The sequence below is a fragment of the Mucilaginibacter terrigena genome (assembly GCF_004168255.1).
Taxonomy (GTDB): Bacteria; Bacteroidota; Bacteroidia; order Sphingobacteriales; family Sphingobacteriaceae; genus Mucilaginibacter; species Mucilaginibacter terrigena.
In genome coordinates this window covers 411,033-429,077 of record NZ_SEWG01000005.1, presented here as the reverse complement: position 1 = coordinate 429,077, position 18,045 = coordinate 411,033, and the positions used below count along the sequence as shown (strand labels likewise).

Here is an 18,045-nt window from a genome sequence, read left to right as displayed (position 1 = left end):
TATGAAGCAATACGACGCTATAATTATCGGTTCGGGGCAGGCGGGAGCGCCCTTAGCTAAAAAATTGGCAGAAGCCGGCAAAAAAACCCTGATAGTAGAAAAGCGCTTTTACGGCGGTACCTGTATTAACGATGGCTGCACACCTACTAAAACCATGGTAGCCAGCGCTCGCGTCGCCTACCTGGCGGGCAAGTGTAACGAGATGGGTGTTGCTATAAAAGGCTACAAAGTTGATATGCGCCAGGTAAAAAAGCATAAAGACGATATCGTATTAAAATCGCGCAACGGCAGTTTAAAGGCTGCCGAGGAAACTAAAAACCTTGATGTACTTTTTGGTGATGCCACTTTCACCGGTATCAAGACAATCTCGGTAAAACCCAATAAAAAAGGAAAGGCTCAGGAATTTAAGGCCGACCTGATCTTCATAAATACCGGAGCAAAAACCATTATCCCCGGCGATATTGAGGGGCTGGATGATATAGATTATTTAACTTCAACTACCATCCTTGATCTGGAAAAAGTGCCGGGGCACTTGCTCATTATTGGCGGCAATTATATTGGTTTAGAGTTCGGGCAGATGTTCCGCAGGTTTGGCAGTAAGGTTACCATATTGGAAAAATCGGCGCGTTTATTATCGCGCGAGGATGAGGACGTATCTGAAGAGATAACCAATATCCTGCAACAGGAAGGCATAAACGTTTACACTAATGCCAAAACCACCAAGTTTAAGCAGAAGCTAAGTAGTAAAATAACAGCTACGGTAATGGTTGATGGTAAAGAGCAAAAAATTAAATGCACGCATGTGCTTATCGCCATCGGCAGGTCGCCCCAAACAGATACGCTTGGGCTGGATAAAACTGGCGTTAAAATGGATGAAAAAGGCAACATCATCGTAAACACCAAACTGCAAACCAATGTAAAAGGCATTTATGCCTTGGGCGATGTAAAAGGCGGCCCGGCGTTTACGCATATATCTTACAACGATTACACCATTGTTTATAGAAACCTTATCGAAAAACAAAATCTAAGTACACGAAACAGACCTGTGCCCTATTGCATGTTTACCGACCCGGAATTGGGCCGTATTGGTATTTCTGAAACAGAGGCTCAAAAACAAGGCTTAAATTATAAAGTGGCTAAATTGCCCATGGCGCATGTGGCCCGCGCTATTGAAACCGGCGATACAAGGGGCTTTATGAAAGCTGTTGTAGACCCGAAAACGAAAAAGATATTAGGCGCCGCCGTGATTGGCACCGAGGGCGGCGAGATCATGACCGTACTGCAAATGGCCATGGAGGGCGGCATTACTTACGACAGGATCAGGTATTGCGTGTTCGCGCACCCCACCTACTCGGAGTCGCTCAATAATTTATTCATGCGTTTAGAGGACTAAGGCCCGATGATAAAAGTTGAGCATCTTGTAAAAACCTTTGGCACAACACACGCTGTTGATGATATTTCCTTTGAAGTGAACGAGGGTGAGAACATGGTGCTTTTGGGTACCAGCGGTTGTGGCAAAACCACTACGCTAAAAATGCTGAACCGCCTGATAGAGCCCGACAGCGGGACGATTGCTATCGACGGTAAAAACATCCTCGACCAACCTGCCGAGAACCTGCGCCGGGGCATTGGCTACGTATTGCAAAATAACGGCCTGTTCCCGCATTATACCGTTGCCGAAAATATTGCTATTGTGCCCAACCTGCTTAAATGGGATAAGGCCAAGACACAAAAAAGGGTTGAAGAATTATTGGAGAAACTCCACCTCGATAAAAACTACCTGAACGTTTACCCTAACGAACTAAGCGGCGGACAACAGCAGCGTATTGGCCTGGCAAGGGCCTTAGTTGCCGACCCGCTCGTGTTGTTAATGGACGAACCTTTTGGCGCGTTGGATAACGTTACCCGTTCAAAAATTCATGGCGAGTTTTTGGCATTGGATGAGTTGAAACGCAAAACTATCATTATGGTAACGCACGATGTGCAGGAGGCCTTTGAACTGGCCGACCGCATAGCGCTGATGGACAAAGGGAAAATTGTGCAGATAGGCTCACCTGCCGACTTGTTGTTTAACCCGGTTAACGATTTTGTGCGCGATTTCCTGAAAGAGCAGCACCTGCAGCTGGAATTTAAAACTATCAAACTGAGTGACGTTTGGGAATATCTACCGGACGCAGGCAAAAAAATAAATACCTCGCTGGTCCCGGCATCATCCGGCGTATGGGAGGCTTTAGAGAACTTTAAGTTCTATCCGAGGGAGAACATCAATGTACTCAATCAGGAAAATAAGGAAGTTAAGTCGATAACGTTCGACCAGTTGATGGCGGCATTCTCCAAATTCAAAAACCATCAATCCCATGAATGAGCATCAGCAAACATTGTGGGAATTTATGCAGCAACAGGCCGATAAGCTTGGTGTGCAAACCATGCAGCATATCGGGCTTACGTTTATTTCGCTGTTTATCGCGGTGCTGATTGGACTACCTTTAGGTATTTATATCACCCGTAAAAAACAATTATCAGGCATTGTGTTGGGCGTTGCAGGCATCCTGCAAACCATCCCCAGCATCGCACTGCTTGGTTTCATGATCCCGGTTTTGGGCATTGGAGCTAAGCCCGCCATTGTGGCCCTGCTGCTTTATGCCCTGTTACCCATTATCCGCAATACCTATACGGGCATTACAGGCGTTGATGCAACCGTTAAGGAAGCCGCAGTTGCCATGGGAATGAGCAAATGGCAGGTGTTGTTTAAAGTAGAATTACCTTTGGCTATGCCCGTGATATTGGCAGGCATCCGTACGGCAACGGTGATCAATGTGGGTGTGGCAACCCTGGCATCCTACATTGCTGCGGGTGGCCTGGGCGAGTTTATTTTCGGTGGTATCTCGCTTAATAATACCAACATGATTTTGGCGGGAGCAATTCCTGCCGCTATATTGGCTATCTTGTTTGATTTTCTGCTTTCGCGATTGCAAAAGCTGAACTTTAAAAAGATAAAAGGCGCGGTTAAGGTAGCACCGGTTTTGCTGTTGTTATTATCAGGTCTATACTTCATCCCATCGGCTTATGGCAGCAGACTTACGGCGGGTTTCACGCCCGAGTTTATGGGGCGGCAGGATGGCAACCTCGGCCTCATCAGCAAGTATGGATTAAAGATCCACACCATTGTGATAAACGATGCCGTGATGTACAAGGCCGCGCAGGAAAAGGAACTGGATGTGATAAGCGGTTACAGTACGGACGGACGCCTTAAAGCGTATGACCTGGTTGTGTTGGATGATGATAAAAAGATCTTCCCGCCGTATTATGCCGCGCCGATTGTTCGGGAGGATGCATTGAGGAAATTTCCGGAACTGGAAAAAACCCTGAATTTATTGGCCGGTACAATTACTGACTCGGTAATGACCGAATTAAATTACCGTACTGACTACCTTCACCAAACGCCGGAGCGGGTAGCGAAGGATTTTTTGGTATCGAAAAAATTATATAAACCTGAGCGTGGCGGTAATGAAGGTATAGTACGTATCGGCTCAAAAATTTTTGGCGAGCAATACATTTTGGCCAGCATGTACACCATGCTGATAAAGGGTTATACCAATTATAACGTGGCTACAAAAACAGGCTTGGGCGGCACCAAAATAGTTTTTGATGCCATGACGAACGACCAGATAGATTTTTACCCGGAATATACCGGCACGGGCCTGCTGGCCATTTTACAGGCATGGCCTAAAACGGTTACCCGGCTGCAGGTAAGCAAGGATAGTACCTACAATTACGTGCAACAGGAGTTTGCGAAACGCTACCAGATAAAATGGCTTAAACCAATTGGGTTTAATAACGCGTATGCATTAATGATGCGCCAAAAGCAGGCAAATGAACTGCACATTAAAACAATTTCGGACCTGAAGCGCTTTTTAGATAGTAAGTAATATGATTGATTTAGCCGACTGTTATAAAAAAGTACGCCAGCGTACCGAAGCAATTTGCGAACCCCTGCAAACCGAAGACTACGTTGTACAACCTGTGGTTGATGTTAGCCCGCCTAAATGGCATATTGGGCACACAACCTGGTTCTTCGAAACGTTTATTTTAAAGCCTTATTTTGCCGAATACCAGGAATTTGACCCCAACTATAATTACGTTTTTAACAGCTATTACGAAACCGTTGGCAACCGCGTTATCCGTACCGACAGAGGTAATTTAAGCCGCCCAACGGTCATTGATATCAAGCGCTACCGCAAGTACGTGGACGATGCCATGCTGAATTTTATTGCCTGCGGCGATATCAGCGACGAAGTGAAGGAACTGCTGATCCTTGGTTTTAACCACGAGGAGCAGCACCAGGAACTTTTACTCACCGATATTAAATTCATATTGGGGAATAACCCGCTGTTCCCGGCCTATTCAAAGGATTACGTTTCGCCAAGATCAGAAAAAACAGGCGCTCCTTTTATCAAATTAGAAGAAGGTGTTTATGAAATAGGTTTTGAAGGTGAAGGGTTTTCATTTGATAATGAATTGAACCGTCATAAGGTTTATCTGAATGGCTTTGAGATAAGTCCGGATTTGGTAACCAATGCAGAGTATCTGGAATTTATAAACGATGGCGGTTATCACGATTTCCGCCACTGGCATGCCGCCGGCTGGGATTGGGTAAACAGCAATAAAGTGGAAGCGCCCATGTATTGGCATAATATTGATGGCGAATGGCATAATTACACCTATCACGGCTTAGAGAAGCTTGACCTGCACGAGCCTGCGCGCCACATCAGCTATTACGAGGCTTACGCCTATGCCTCGTGGAAAGGCATGCGCCTGCCTACCGAATTTGAATGGGAGGCCGCGGCTAAGCAATTTAAATGGGGCAAATGCTGGGAATGGACAGAAAGCGCCTACCTCCCTTACCCCGGTTTCGCGAAAGCACCCGGCGCAATTGGCGAGTACAATGGCAAATTTATGGTTGGGCAAAAAGTGTTAAAAGGTGCATCAGAAGTGACCTCGCCAAACCACAGCCGTATCACTTACCGTAATTTCTTTCAGCCCGAACTGCGCTGGCAATTTACCGGCATTCGTTTGGCTAAATAACATTATACCACAATACCTATGGCATTTACCACCACAGCAACACAACAAACAAGCAGCGTGCTTACCGATGAACAGTTTTACAAAGACGTTATTAAAGGCTTAACCTCTACCCCAAAACGACTCGACTCGAAGTATTTTTATGATGCACATGGCGATAAAATTTTTCAGGAACTGATGGGTTGTGAGGAGTATTATCCTACCAATTGCGAAATGGAGATCTTCACCAGCCAAACGGCCGAGATCTGTAAAGCTATTATTGCCGGTGGCGATGCGTTCGACCTGATAGAGTTGGGTGCCGGTGATGCCACAAAATCTACCCAGCTTTTAAAATACCTGATAGATAACAAAGCTGATTTTACTTATCTGCCGATAGATATTTCCGAAAATGTGATCTCGTACCTGAATATTACTCTCCCTGTTACGCTGCCTGGTATTAAAATTACCGGCCTTAACGGCGAGTATTTTGATATGCTAAAAAAAGCCGCGGCGATATCAGACAGACGTAAAGTTGTAATGTTTTTAGGGTCTAACGTGGGGAATATGCCGGTTGATGTAGCACAGGGCTTTTGCCGCGAATTGCGTAATAACCTTTCGGAAGGCGATATGATACTGATAGGTGTAGACCTGAAGAAAAACCCAAAGACCGTTTTAGCGGCTTATAACGATAGCGAGGGTATCACCAGGCGCTTCAACTTAAACCTGCTGGAACGTATAAACCGCGAACTTGGCGGCGATTTTAACACCCGACAGTTTGACCATTACGCCACTTACAACCCGGAAACAGGGGCATGTAAAAGCTACCTGGTAAGTCTTGCTGATCAGAAAATAAAAATTGGTGACGAAACCATCTCCTTTAAAAAGGACGAGTATATTTACATGGAGATCTCGCAGAAGTACGCCATAGAACAGGTTGATGATATGGCCGTTGGCGCAGGCTTTAAACCGCTAAACCAATTTTTCGACAGTAAAAAATGGTTTGTGGATGCGATATGGACGGCGGAGTAAAGTTAGGCCTGAAATAGGCTGCGCTAAAACTTAAATCGGTGCACAAGGTTCGTAACCGCTATTGCCTATATAGGAATTAAACCTATATTTATAAAAATATAAAACCTAAATGGAACCGTCATCAGTTGTAGGCTATGTTGTAGCTTTTTTTATCCTCATTGTAATTTTCTCATCCTTTGTAACTGTTAAGCAGGGCACCATTGCTGTGGTTACTGTATTTGGCAAATACCGCCGCATACTTACCCCGGGGCTTAACTTCAAGATTCCATTGATCGAAAACATTTATTCCAAAATATCTATCCAGAACCGTTCTGTAGAACTGGAGTTCCAGGCCGTTACATTTGACCAGGCCAATGTTTATTTTAAGGCTATGCTGCTTTATTCTGTGCTCGATCAGCAGGAAGAAAGCATCAAAAACGTGGCTTTCAAATTTGTGGACGAACGCAACCTGATGCAGGCACTTATCCGTACCGTAGAAGGCTCTATCCGCGCTTTTGTGGCCACCAAGCGCCAAAGCGAAGTGCTGATACTGCGCCGCGATATTGTTGAACATGTAAAAGAACAGCTGGATACCATACTGGAAGGCTGGGGTTACCATCTGCAGGACCTGCAACTGAACGACATCACCTTTGATGATATCATCATGAAATCGATGAGCCAGGTGGTGGCATCAAACAACCTTAAAGCGGCTGCTGAGAACGAGGGCCAGGCTTTACTGATCACCAAAACAAAGGCCGCCGAAGCTGATGGTAATGCCATCAAGATTTCCGCCGAGGCCGAGCGCCAGGCTGCACAACTGCGTGGGCAGGGTATTGCGTTGTTCCGCGAGGAAGTGGCCAAGGGTATGTCTACAGCCGCAAAAGAAATGCAAAGCGCCAATATGGATACTTCTGTAATCCTTTTCACCATGTGGACGGAGTCTATCAAGCACTTTGCCGAAAACTCCAAAGGCAACGTGATATTCCTGGATGGATCTACCGATGGGATGCACCGCACCATGAAAGAAATGATGAGTTTAAACCTTTTGGATAAAGATAAAGTCAAAAAGTAAAGTTTTACTTTACCAACGGCTAAATGATTTTAAACTATTTACGCGCTTTTTGCGCCAGCGCATTGCTGTGTTTTACATTAACCACCGCATGGGCGCAACCGCACCGGTTTTTAACCGTTAACGATTTCCAGGGCGCGCCACGGCCAAACGGCAGGGGTGTAATTGCCTACACCAACTGCACCATTGATTTTAAGTACCAGGCCAGCCGCAGCGGCGGCAATTACATTATACACGCCAACGTGCGCCTGTTTATGAACAATTATAAATCGTGGATTGACAGGTCGAGGATAACATCGGCAGAGCAGTTGGCCGAGATTTTAAAACACGAACAAGGCCACTACACCATTGCCTACCTGGAACAGCAGGAGGTATTACGGGCGATAGAGCGTACGCGCTTTACGGCAAACTATACCAACGAGGCCATGAACCTTTTTAATCGGATAGATGCCAAATACAAACAGCTTAACCAGGATTACGACGAGGACACACAAAACATGCGGAACCGCCAGCAGCAGCATAGCTGGGATATTTATTTTGCCAAACGCCTGCAATATATGCCGCAGGAAAACGCCAGTTTGTGAATTATTGGGTGATTGATAGATTTAGTGACTTAGTGATTGAAGATACCACTGATTTTAATTCCATTGTTACATAATCACCCATTTGCCATCTGCCAATTAATGCTGTACTTTTGATGCAATATGCCAACCGGTAAAAACTTATACTTCGCTTCCGATTTTCATTTGGGTGCCAATGGGTATGCTTCGTCGCGCGGGCGGGAAAACCGGATCATCCACTGGCTCGATGCAATTAAAGATGATGTTGCCGAACTTTTTTTGATGGGCGATGTGTTCGATTTTTGGTTTGAGTATAAAACGGTGGTGCCCAAAGGCTACATCCGTTTTTTAGGCAAGCTTGCCCAATTAACAGATACCGGCGTAAAGCTTTACCTGTTTAAAGGCAACCACGATATGTGGATGTTTGATTATTTTGTGCAGGAGTTAGGCGCCACCATTATTACAAACGAGCTGGAAATTGAGCGCGGGGGCAAAAAGTTTTACCTGCACCATGGCGACGGCCTTGGGCCGGGCGATAAGTTTTATAAGTTCCTGAAAAAGTTTTTCCGCAGCAAGGTTTGCCAGTGGCTTTTTGCAAGGCTGCACCCCAACTTAGGTGTAGGTATAGCCAACGCGTGGTCGCGGCAAAGCCGGATAGCTAACAAGCAGGATGCCGAAAAGATCCAGCACCAGCAGGAATGGCTGGAAGCCTATTCGATCGAAGTTTTAAAAACCCAACATTTCGATTACTTTGTTTTTGGCCATCGGCACCTGCCTTTGGATATAGCGCTGCCCAGCAACAGCCGCTACGTAAACCTTGGCGAATGGGTGAATTACAATACCTACGCGGTGTTTGACGGGGTAACCTTGGAGTTGAAGTGGTTTGAAAAGGGTGGGAAATAACGAATACGCAATGACCAATATTGAATAATGATTGAGGTTGATTTCGAGATTCAACGTTGGATATTCATTATTCAAAATTTTCAGAGATCTTTAATTAGGTAATGGCTTATCGGTCAGCCATACCAAAAACATCAAAATAAAGGGCGTTATGATGATGACGGTCACAACTATCGACGAGAAAAAAGACCGCTGCCGGTTGGTATAGGTGTCGATATAAACTTGTGATATCTTTATATTTCTTTCATTGTTAAACAAGTAGGCTTTAACGCCAAAGAAGGATAACAAACCAACTGCTATGATGCCGATCAAAAATGCGCTCATGGCAAAATCAGTTGTAGTGCTGCCAATCATTAGCTTGGCGATCATGGAGGTTACTACGGCTGTAAAAAAGGCAGCAGCAATGCACGTGGAAAACCACGGCACAACTGACCTTCCATCTTCTTTCATTTTTGTAAAATGAAAATAAAGGCTAATCAAAACTTTATCAAAAAAATTCATGCGGATTATAGAGGCAATTCTTTAGCTGAGCTACAGGAACAAATATAGCAAAACAGGTGTAGCGGGAAACAAAAATGGCCGCTTTGCAGCAGCCATTTTTCATTAGATCTTTGTCTCTTTAGTCTCTACCGGAACAGTTTCCGGCTCTTGTGCGGCTTTAAAGTCTTTAATGCCCCTGCCTAAGCCCTTCATCATTTCGGGTATTTTTTTACCGCCGAATAATAGTAAAACAGCGATGATGATCAGTATAATTTCTGGTGCGCCCATAATAGTGTTTTTTAATTGATAGATACTATAGTTACGTTTAATATGGGGTAATAGTTTTAAGGATACCGTTTAATATTATTATATTATTATTGAGACTCAAATCTCTTTACAATCCGCTGAATTTATTATGTGCCGATAAATGCGTATTTTTGCATGTTTTTTGCAATGCACTAACAAAGCTAAACCCGATTGTAATAAAAAGCTTTTAGCGATAGGTTTTTGTGTAATACAAAAGCTTGTAATGGAAAGCGGGGCTACAGTACCCACAAAGCACTGCAATTGATTTTCAAATAAGAAGATGTTAGAGAAATTAGAATTAATATACCAGCGCTGGAAAGCCGTAGAAGTTGAACTAAGCAGTCCTGAAGCCATGACTGATATGAAGCGTTTTGCCCAGCTGAATAAGGAATATAAAGACCTGGCAAAGATTGTTGACCAGTATAATGTTTACAAAAACATTATGAGCAACATTGACGGCAACAAAGAAATTTTAGCTACCGAAAAGGACGAAGAGTTTCGCGAGATGGCTAAAATGGAACTGGATGAGCTGCTGGTTAAGCAGGATGAGATGGAAGAGGCCATCCGTTTGATGCTGATACCAAAAGACCCTGAGGATTCTAAGAATGCTATTATCGAGATACGCGGTGGTACGGGTGGCGACGAAGCCGCACTTTTTGCCGGCGACCTTTATCGTATGTATATGCGCTACTGCGAACGCCGCGGCTGGAGAACCGAACTGGTTGATTATACAGAAGGCACCGCAGGGGGCTACAAAGAAATTGTTTTTAATGTGAACGCCGAGGACGCGTACGGTAACTTTAAGTACGAAAGCGGCGTGCACCGTGTACAGCGTGTGCCCGATACCGAAACCCAGGGCCGTGTGCATACATCGGCAGCATCGGTAGTGGTATTGCCCGAGGTGGATGAGTTTGATATTGATCTGCAGGTGAGTGATATCCGTAAGGACCTGTTCTGTGCGTCAGGCCCCGGAGGGCAGTCGGTGAATACCACGTATTCGGCCGTACGCTTAACGCACATACCTACGGGTATTGTAGCCCAGTGCCAGGACCAGAAATCGCAGTTGAAGAACTATGATAAGGCCCTGGGCGTGTTACGCTCGCGTGTTTACGAAATGGAGCTGCAAAAGCACCTGGAAGAAACATCAAAAAAACGCAAAACCATGGTGGCCACGGGCGACAGGAGCGCCAAGGTGCGTACCTACAACTATCCGCAGGGCCGCTTAACCGAGCACCGCATCGGTTTAACCATATATAACCTAACCGGTGTAATGAATGGCGACCTGCAGGAAATTATGGAAGCCCTGCAATTTGCAGAAAACGCCGAAAGATTAAAAGAAGGTACTGCTGCGTAAGCTTTTATAAAATTATGATAAATGAGAAAGCACCTTTACGGTGCTTTTTCCATTTATGGAAACCTCCCTTTCATCTCAATTTCATGTAGCTCAATTAATTTAGCGTTTGTGGAGTTGCGTTCGGCCGATACAATACGTAATGTATTGCGTACAACCAACTTAACTGTACATAACGATATTTATCTATGCTGGCAGTAAAAAAATCAACAGGCGCTTCTACCATATCCACTCGCGAAACACGCCTGATGGGAAACAGGTTCGAGATCAGTTTAGTGGCTAACGATCCGGTTTGGGCTTATGCGCGTATTGACAGCGCCATCAGCGAAATAAACCGGGTTGAAAAACTACTGAGCACCTTTACAGAAGACAGTATCATAAACAAGATAAACCGTAATGCTGGCATTAAGCCGGTGCGGGTTGATGCCGAGGTCTTCCGCCTTATTGACAGGGCGTTGCAGGTCTCCTCTCTTACTGATGGGGCTTTTGATATTACTTATGCCGCCGCAAGCACCATCAGCTTAGATAAAAGCGCGGATGCCACCCCTGTTGTAACTGCAGTTAAAAGAAAAGTAAACCTTACTAATTATACAAACGTGGTGCTGGATTTTGCCGCCCAAACCGTTTATCTTAAAAACAAAGGTATGCGTATAGGTTTTGGCGCTATCAGTCGCGGTTACGCTGCCGACAGGGCTAAATACATCCTGCAAATGGAAGGCGTTAGCAGCGGCGTTATCAATGCCGGCGGCGACCTGCTTGCCTGGGGCCTGCAGCCCGATAATACGCCATGGACCATTGCCACTGCAGATCCATCGCAGGCTAACCAGCCTTATGCCGGTGTTAATATCAGCAACATGGCGGTTGCCACATCTTATAATACCGATAAATACACCAGCATAACAAATAGCAAAATTATTGGCGATATTAACCCCGAAAACGGGTTCCCGGTAAGTAAAATTAAAAGTGTAAGTATTATTACACCGGGTGCCGAGCTTGCCGACGCTATGGCAACTCCTATTATTGCAATGGGCGTAAACGCGGGCTTGTATTTAATTAACAAGCTAAACCAAATGGCCTGCATTATTATTGACGACCATGCCCGTGTGTACACATCAAAAGATATTAATGTAATGATGTAAGCTTTTGCTTATCATTGCCAATAAACCTATTATAAAATTTACAGCGCAAAATAAACAGGGATAAAGCCCAAGGTATTTTGCGCATTTTTACATAGAATAACTATTAATAATTACAAGCGTACAGGGTTTGTACTTTTATAAATAATTAAGCGTTTCTTACTCCCGAAATGATAAAGTGGTTTTTGTATATTGTACTCTTAATGATATTCGCGCCACGCCTGTCATACGCTAAAAACACTGCCGGCTTTCAAGGCAGCTCATTTCATGCCGTCAATAATGTATCATTTAACACTTTTTATGCGTTACAGCATGATACAATTGTAACAAAAGGCAAACAACGTCAATCAGAAGAAGACAAGAAAAAAATTAAGGAAGTGGCCCGCGCAAAAAAAATGCCCAAGCCCGAAAAGATAGAAGCGGTTAAGCCAAAACCCAAACGGCAGCGCAGGCCCGAAGGTTTGGAGCGCCCGCCCGAAATACCAAGGAGAAACGACTAAACCTATAAGTGTTTTATTGATGAGATATTTTGGTGCCCTTTTATTGATGATTACCTGCAATGCATTAAATGCGGCTACACCTACGCCCAACCTTATAGCATATAGGGATAATTACGCCGTTGCAGATACGGATACCGTTGTGCGCAAAAACTCGGTATCGGCAGGTATAAGCTATGGCAGCGATGCTTTATTTTTTGGCCGCACAGGCCCTATTACCTACCCTTTCATGTCAACCGATATTATTTTTAATACAAAATCGGGCTTTTTTGTATACGGATCAGCTATAAAGGTGCTGGGTTACAAACCTTTGGTTGATGAAATAGACCTTGGCGGCGGATATTATTACAGGCTATCCAAAAAATTCACCGGCACGGTAAGCTATACCCGGTTTATATTTAATAAAGAGGCTAACATTATAAAGTCGTCAGCTTCAAACGATATCAACTGGAAAAACACCTACGACTGGAAATATTTGAAAACCAGCGCCACTGTTGATTACCTGTTTGGCAAATCGTACGATATATTTACCACCATCAGTAACTCAAAATACATCGAGAGCAGTTTCAATATTTTTAACGATCAGGATTTCCTTTCCATCAATCCATCTGTAAACCTTATTTTTGGCACCCAAAACTTTGTGCAGCGCTATTCTGTAGATCATGATAACAGGATAGAGGCCGATAACATTTATTTACAAAACGAGAACGGCAGGCGCGCGCGGGCAAACGCCAGGTTCAACATGCTAAATTATAGCTTTAAAATACCGTTGGCCTACAATATGCCGCATTACACACTCGAGGCATCATATAAGTATTCTATCCCGGTAAATGTTGAGGGGATGCTGAAGAACCGGCGCGAATCGTTTTTTAATTTCACCTTTTATTACGTGTTTTATTAAATGAACATATTGATCATAGAGGATGAGAAGGCACTTGCCCACGAACTGGAATTTTTCCTGTTAAAGAATAACTATATCTGCGAAATTTGCTACAACGGCACATCTGCTTCCGAAAAAATCGCCGTTAACCTTTATGATTTTATTCTATTAGACTTGGGCCTGCCCGATTACGAAGGTCTCGACCTGCTTAAAGAAGCAAAAAAAGCCAACCCCGAAGTAGCTTGTATTATACTTACCGCCCGCGCCGAGGTTAACGATCGGGTAAAAGGCCTTGACCTGGGCGCCGACGATTACCTGGCAAAACCATTTTCGCTTTTGGAATTGCAAAGCCGGATGCAGGCAATTACACGCAGAAAGTTTGGCGTTACCCAAAGTATTGTAGACCTTGATGGATTTTTGGTGAACATTACCGAACGTACCATAATGCACCATACAGATCAGATCAATACCATTACTAAAAAAGAGTTTGACCTGATAGCCTATATGCTGCTGCATAAAAACCGTACGCTTACCCGCGCGCAATTAAGCGAGCATATTTGGGGGAGTGTTATCAATGACGATTACGATTCGAACTTTATTGATGCCCATATTAAAAATATACGTAAAAAACTAAGCGTATATGCCCCGGCCGACTGGCTGGAAACCGTACGCGGCTTAGGTTACAGGATAAAAACAAACGTTTAAGTACTTGAAACTTAAAACTAAACTTACGCTGTTTAATGCCATATCAAAATTGGTTATCGTAACCCTTTTTATATTGCTGCTGCCCGGTATTATCGAGAACATTAACAAAAGCTACACCGATAGCCGCCTGTTAAAACAAAAAAATAAGCTTTTACAAATTGTTAGTGAGAAAGGCATCAAAACCTATATCGAAAATGGCGAAAGCTATGGCAGCTACCTGCCGCTTAAGGAAGAATACATTAGTTTGGACGAGGTTGAACCAGGCTATTATTTAGATACCATACGCGATGAACAGCGCCTGGTTGAACGCGACACTATTGATTACCGTATATTAAGCCACACATTTAAGGCAGGCAACCGAAATTACCTGTTAGAGATAGGCAAAAGCACCGAGACCATTGGCGAAACTACCGGCCCGCTGCAAAACATAGCTTTCCAGATATTGCTGGGGATGATACTGCTTACCATCCTGGCCGATCAAATCTTTTCTACCTATGTGCTGCGCCCGTTAAATATCATTATCCGCACCAAGCTTATCGGCAATAAGTTCCCAAAGTTTACGGTATATAAAGAAGTTAAAACCAGCACCTCAGATTTTCAGCATCTCGATCTAAGTATCCATAAAATGGTGGAAACCATTGAAACCGCTTTTCAAAAAGAGCGCGAGTTTATATCCAATGCCTCGCACGAACTGATGACCCCTATCTCTATCCTGCAATCAAAGATCGAGAACATGTTTGAGCAGGATGATATTGCCGACGAGCTAAAGCTGCGATTGATGGAGATGCAAAAAATATTGAACCGTTTAAAAAGCATCACCAAAACCCTGCTGCTGATATCGCAGATAGAAAACGACCAGTTTTTAAAGGAAGATATTGTCTCTGCGCGGGCGCTTCTGCAGGATATCTATGAAGAGATCTCTATCCGCTTGCAGGACAGGAACATTAGCCTGGCTATTTTGGTGATCGAGGATGTGCAATTAGCCCATGTAAACAAGTTTTTACTCTTCAACCTTTTCTTTAACCTTATTAACAATGCCATCAAATACAATAAAACCGATGGCGAGATAACCGTAACCGCACAATGGGTAAAAAATAATTATACCATCAGCATTGCCGATACCGGCATAGGCATTGCCGACGATGAACTCCCCTATATATTCAACAGGTTTAAAAAGCTAAAGCAATCCCTTTCGCAGGATAGTTTTGGGCTCGGCCTTCCTATTGTAAAATCGATAGCAACCTTTCATCAAATGGGGATAAACGTCGTGTCCGAAAAGGGAGTTGGCAGCACATTTACTTTAACCTTCCCACAAAAAGTTACCGCGGATTCGCCGGTCAACTAATAGCTGTACTAAATAAAAGGCAGCACTGCATAGCGTATTATTTAACATATTATTCGCAGGTCGGGGTTATTTTCTCAAATCTTAAAAATATGTTGTTATAGTATGTTTCCGTTTTCTAAATACGGGCAATATTTTAATAATATATAGTTTTGGTTTTTGGCATTCGCTTTGTAAATAACCACTTATACACACACCCAATTTTAAAGATGAAAACACTAAAAATAAAAATCGCTACTTACAGTATAGCATTAGCTTCGTTAGGCATAATAGGCTCGGGCTGTAATTCACTTACCAAAACACAAAAAGGTGCCGCAATTGGCGCGGGTGCCGGTGGTACCATTGGTGCATTTATAGGTAAGGCCGCGGGTAATACCGCATTAGGTGCAATTATAGGTGGTGCCGTTGGTGGTACAGCCGGTGCATTTATTGGCCGTAACATGGATAAGCAGGCTGCCGAAATTAAACAGACCGTACCGGGCGCAACCGTAACCCGCGAAGGTGAAGGTATTTTGGTGAAATTTGATTCGGGTATATTATTCGATACCAACTCATCAGAGCTTAAACCGGCCGCACGTACAAACCTGGCTAACCTGGCAACATCATTGCAAAATAACCCGCAAACTAACATTCTTATTGTTGGGCATACAGATGGTACCGGTACAGATGAGTATAATCAAAACCTTTCTGTCCGCAGGGCCGAGTCGGTTAAATCTTACATATCTGCAAATAACGTTGCCGGTTCGCGTTTATCAACAAGTGGTAAAGGCGAAAGCGAGCCGATAGGCGATAACAACACTGTCGACGGTCGTGCACAAAACCGCCGCGTAGAGATCGTTATTGTTGCAAACGACGCCATGAAAAACCAGGCGAAAACAGCTACAAATTAATACTAAGATCAGTTAATAGTTAATTAAGGAGCCCCATGCTATAAAGCATGGGGCTTTCTTTTTGACAAATTATAGCCCCTCCTCTCGCCCACTAAGCGTCCGCGCTTTCTATTGGCAGGGATGAGGCAACCTACAAGGCAACCATTTAACTTCTGTCTTCGCAAGGTCTTCGGCACGATGACCTGCGCCGGCGACATAATAAGATCTGTGTTCACGAAATGTTCACGTTCACGTTTGCGCATACAGGTGTATTTTTGTAATAATCTAATAATCAGCTGGTTCCAAATTTAGGTACTAACAAAATGGTGTCACCACGGGGTTTGGTAAAATTTATATAGCCGTTAGTCGCAGCGGTTCCGCTAAGGCTTACTAAAGCGTGGCCGCTTTCTATTAGTTAACGTAAAGCGTGGTCGCTTTACACGGCAGGGGTGAGTCAACCCGCAAAGCAACCCTTTAAGCTTCTACGCTTTTTTGTACCTTTGCCGCATGGCATCCATCAAACCATCTGTACCTAAGGGCACCCGCGATTTCTCTCCGGCCGAAATGGCAAAGCGTAACTTTATTTTTGATACCATAAAAGGCGTATTCAGGAAATATGGTTACCAACAGATAGAAACCCCTTCGATGGAAAACCTGAGTACCCTTACCGGTAAATATGGCGATGAGGGTGACAAGTTGATATTTAAGATTTTGAATAGCGGAGATTTTTTAGCCAAAGCAGACGAACAAGCTATACTTACCCGCAATTCTAACCAGGCAACCCCCTCTATTTCTGAAAAAGCCCTTCGCTACGACCTCACCGTGCCTTTCGCGCGTTACGTTGTACAGCACCAGAACGAGATAACTTTCCCGTTCAAACGCTTTCAGGTGCAGCCGGTATGGCGAGCAGACAGGCCACAAAAAGGGCGCTACCGCGAGTTTTACCAGTGCGATGCGGATGTAGTAGGCTCATCGTCGTTATTGAACGAGGCGGAGTTTATCATGATCTACGATGAAGCCTTAAGCCTGCTTGGCCTTAAGGATTTTAGCATAAAAATAAACAACCGTAAAATACTATCGGGTATTGCGCAGGTTATTGATAAGCACGAAAGCATTATAGATATGACCGTAGCCATTGATAAGCTTGATAAAATAGGCTTTGATGGCGTGGTAAAGGAATTGTTTGAACGCGGCTTTACCCAGGCAGATATCGATACCATTAAACCCATTATCCTTTTAGAGGGCAATAACGACGAAAAACTGGCCAGTTTACGCACAGCTTTAAAAGATTCTATCATCGGCCTGCAGGGCTGCGACGAGATTGAATCTGTGTTTAATTATGTAGCCACCTGCAAACCCCTAACTGCTAAACTTGAACTGGATATTACTCTTGCCCGCGGGTTAAATTATTATACCGGCGCAATCTTCGAGGTAAAAACAAACGAGGTTGCCATGGGCAGCATCGGCGGTGGTGGCCGTTATGACGATCTGACGGGCATGTTCGGCCTAAAAGGCCTCACCGGCGCGGGCATCTCCTTTGGTGCCGACCGGATCTACGATGTACTGGAAGAGCTTAACCTGTTTCCGCAATCAGCAGAGCAAAGTACGCAGGTGCTTATTTGCTGCTTTGATGAGCAGGGCGAAAAATACGGCCTGCCATTACTGCAAAGCCTGCGCAGCCAAAACACCAATGCCGAGCTTTACCCCCCAGGTGCCAAAATTAAAAAGCAAATGGAGTATGCCAATAACAAGCAGATCCCATACACGGTATTAATTGGTAGCGACGAGATGGAAACGGACCTGCTTACTTTTAAAAACATGGCAAGCGGCGAGCAGGAAAAATTATCGGCAAATGAGATCCTGGGGAAACTTAAGAAATAA

At 44.2% G+C, this 18,045-nt stretch carries 18 protein-coding genes; 16 read left to right on the top strand and 2 right to left on the bottom strand.

The genetic code is table 11. From position 1 onward, the window contains the following. The first annotated feature begins 1 nt into the window (after position 1). From EWM62_RS14840 to EWM62_RS14805, 8 genes are all read left to right on the top strand, one after another. A complete protein-coding gene (locus EWM62_RS14840; protein WP_129877447.1) occupies positions 2–1,393 on the top strand; it encodes a mercuric reductase in 1,392 nt (463 codons plus the stop codon). A gap of 6 nt (positions 1,394–1,399) precedes the next feature. Continuing rightward, positions 1,400–2,365, top strand: a complete 966-nt coding sequence (locus EWM62_RS14835) for an ABC transporter ATP-binding protein (protein WP_129877446.1) — start codon at positions 1,400–1,402, stop codon at positions 2,363–2,365. Beyond that, entirely contained in the window at positions 2,358–3,929 is a 1,572-nt protein-coding gene (locus EWM62_RS14830) for an ABC transporter permease/substrate-binding protein (protein WP_129877445.1), read from the top strand. The genes EWM62_RS14835 and EWM62_RS14830 overlap by 8 nt, the downstream gene beginning before the upstream one ends. Before the next feature lies 1 nt (position 3,930). Beyond that, positions 3,931–5,085 (top strand): ergothioneine biosynthesis protein EgtB, encoded by a 1,155-nt coding sequence (gene egtB / locus EWM62_RS14825; RefSeq protein WP_317127818.1) that lies wholly within the window; start codon positions 3,931–3,933, stop codon positions 5,083–5,085. Between the two features lie 18 nt (positions 5,086–5,103). Beyond that, on the top strand, positions 5,104–6,090 hold the full coding sequence (locus EWM62_RS14820; RefSeq protein ID WP_129877444.1) for an L-histidine N(alpha)-methyltransferase: 987 nt from the start codon (positions 5,104–5,106) through the stop codon (positions 6,088–6,090). A 109-nt stretch (positions 6,091–6,199) separates the two neighbouring features. Beyond that, the gene (locus EWM62_RS14815) at positions 6,200–7,141 is read left to right on the top strand and encodes an SPFH domain-containing protein (RefSeq protein ID WP_129877443.1); all 942 of its coding nucleotides are present in this window, start codon (positions 6,200–6,202) and stop codon (positions 7,139–7,141) included. Positions 7,142–7,164: 23 nt separating this feature from the next. Beyond that, positions 7,165–7,722 (top strand): DUF922 domain-containing protein, encoded by a 558-nt coding sequence (locus EWM62_RS14810; protein ID WP_129877442.1) that lies wholly within the window; start codon positions 7,165–7,167, stop codon positions 7,720–7,722. A 120-nt stretch (positions 7,723–7,842) separates the two neighbouring features. Then, complete coding sequence (locus EWM62_RS14805) at positions 7,843–8,601, top strand: UDP-2,3-diacylglucosamine diphosphatase (protein ID WP_129877441.1); 759 nt, start codon at positions 7,843–7,845, stop codon at positions 8,599–8,601. A gap of 90 nt (positions 8,602–8,691) precedes the next feature. Here the strand turns inward: EWM62_RS14805 and EWM62_RS14800 are convergent, their stop codons facing one another. Both EWM62_RS14800 and tatA read right to left on the bottom strand, forming a co-directional pair. Further along, entirely contained in the window at positions 8,692–9,048 is a 357-nt protein-coding gene (locus EWM62_RS14800; RefSeq protein ID WP_129877440.1) for a hypothetical protein, read from the bottom strand. 153 nt (positions 9,049–9,201) lie between these two features. Then, positions 9,202–9,366, bottom strand: a complete 165-nt coding sequence (gene tatA, locus EWM62_RS14795; protein ID WP_203235053.1) for a twin-arginine translocase TatA/TatE family subunit — start codon at positions 9,364–9,366, stop codon at positions 9,202–9,204. A 298-nt stretch (positions 9,367–9,664) separates the two neighbouring features. Between tatA and prfA the strand changes: the two genes are divergently transcribed. From prfA to hisS, 8 genes are all read left to right on the top strand, one after another. Continuing rightward, positions 9,665–10,738 carry a peptide chain release factor 1 gene (gene prfA, locus EWM62_RS14790; RefSeq protein ID WP_129877438.1) on the top strand — a complete coding sequence of 358 codons (1,074 nt, stop codon included), beginning with the start codon at positions 9,665–9,667 and terminating at the stop codon, positions 10,736–10,738. A gap of 185 nt (positions 10,739–10,923) precedes the next feature. Next, complete coding sequence (locus EWM62_RS14785) at positions 10,924–11,874, top strand: FAD:protein FMN transferase (protein ID WP_129877437.1); 951 nt, start codon at positions 10,924–10,926, stop codon at positions 11,872–11,874. A 200-nt stretch (positions 11,875–12,074) separates the two neighbouring features. Continuing rightward, a complete protein-coding gene (locus EWM62_RS14780) occupies positions 12,075–12,371 on the top strand; it encodes a hypothetical protein (protein WP_162499848.1) in 297 nt (98 codons plus the stop codon). A gap of 19 nt (positions 12,372–12,390) precedes the next feature. Continuing rightward, a complete protein-coding gene (locus tag EWM62_RS14775; protein WP_129877435.1) occupies positions 12,391–13,269 on the top strand; it encodes a hypothetical protein in 879 nt (292 codons plus the stop codon). Continuing rightward, positions 13,270–13,953 carry a response regulator transcription factor gene (locus EWM62_RS14770; RefSeq protein WP_129877434.1) on the top strand — a complete coding sequence of 228 codons (684 nt, stop codon included), beginning with the start codon at positions 13,270–13,272 and terminating at the stop codon, positions 13,951–13,953. It abuts the gene before it with no gap. 4 nt (positions 13,954–13,957) lie between these two features. Further along, positions 13,958–15,298 (top strand): sensor histidine kinase, encoded by a 1,341-nt coding sequence (locus EWM62_RS14765; protein WP_129877433.1) that lies wholly within the window; start codon positions 13,958–13,960, stop codon positions 15,296–15,298. Between the two features lie 206 nt (positions 15,299–15,504). After that, positions 15,505–16,185, top strand: coding sequence for an OmpA family protein (locus EWM62_RS14760; protein WP_129877432.1), 681 nt, complete (start codon positions 15,505–15,507; stop codon positions 16,183–16,185). A 486-nt stretch (positions 16,186–16,671) separates the two neighbouring features. Then, positions 16,672–18,045: a histidine--tRNA ligase gene (hisS, locus tag EWM62_RS14755; protein ID WP_129877431.1), complete on the top strand. Its 1,374-nt coding sequence runs from the start codon at positions 16,672–16,674 to the stop codon at positions 18,043–18,045.

Bases quoted from the DNA above. Each gene is read 5' to 3' on its own strand.
- EWM62_RS14840 (WP_129877447.1), top strand. From the start codon at position 2: ATGAAGCAATACGACGCTATAATTATCGGTTCGGGGCAGGCGGGAGCG.
- EWM62_RS14835 (WP_129877446.1), top strand. From the start codon at position 1,400: ATGATAAAAGTTGAGCATCTTGTAAAAACCTTTGGCACAACACACGCT.
- EWM62_RS14830 (WP_129877445.1), top strand. From the start codon at position 2,358: ATGAATGAGCATCAGCAAACATTGTGGGAATTTATGCAGCAACAGGCC.
- egtB (WP_317127818.1), top strand. From the start codon at position 3,931: ATGATTGATTTAGCCGACTGTTATAAAAAAGTACGCCAGCGTACCGAA.
- EWM62_RS14820 (WP_129877444.1), top strand. From the start codon at position 5,104: ATGGCATTTACCACCACAGCAACACAACAAACAAGCAGCGTGCTTACC.
- EWM62_RS14815 (WP_129877443.1), top strand. From the start codon at position 6,200: ATGGAACCGTCATCAGTTGTAGGCTATGTTGTAGCTTTTTTTATCCTC.
- EWM62_RS14810 (WP_129877442.1), top strand. From the start codon at position 7,165: ATGATTTTAAACTATTTACGCGCTTTTTGCGCCAGCGCATTGCTGTGT.
- EWM62_RS14805 (WP_129877441.1), top strand. From the start codon at position 7,843: ATGCCAACCGGTAAAAACTTATACTTCGCTTCCGATTTTCATTTGGGT.
- EWM62_RS14800 (WP_129877440.1), bottom strand. From the start codon at position 9,048: ATGAAAGAAGATGGAAGGTCAGTTGTGCCGTGGTTTTCCACGTGCATT.
- tatA (WP_203235053.1), bottom strand. From the start codon at position 9,366: ATGGGCGCACCAGAAATTATACTGATCATCATCGCTGTTTTACTATTA.
- prfA (WP_129877438.1), top strand. From the start codon at position 9,665: ATGTTAGAGAAATTAGAATTAATATACCAGCGCTGGAAAGCCGTAGAA.
- EWM62_RS14785 (WP_129877437.1), top strand. From the start codon at position 10,924: ATGCTGGCAGTAAAAAAATCAACAGGCGCTTCTACCATATCCACTCGC.
- EWM62_RS14780 (WP_162499848.1), top strand. From the start codon at position 12,075: ATGATATTCGCGCCACGCCTGTCATACGCTAAAAACACTGCCGGCTTT.
- EWM62_RS14775 (WP_129877435.1), top strand. From the start codon at position 12,391: ATGAGATATTTTGGTGCCCTTTTATTGATGATTACCTGCAATGCATTA.
- EWM62_RS14770 (WP_129877434.1), top strand. From the start codon at position 13,270: ATGAACATATTGATCATAGAGGATGAGAAGGCACTTGCCCACGAACTG.
- EWM62_RS14760 (WP_129877432.1), top strand. From the start codon at position 15,505: ATGAAAACACTAAAAATAAAAATCGCTACTTACAGTATAGCATTAGCT.
- hisS (WP_129877431.1), top strand. From the start codon at position 16,672: ATGGCATCCATCAAACCATCTGTACCTAAGGGCACCCGCGATTTCTCT.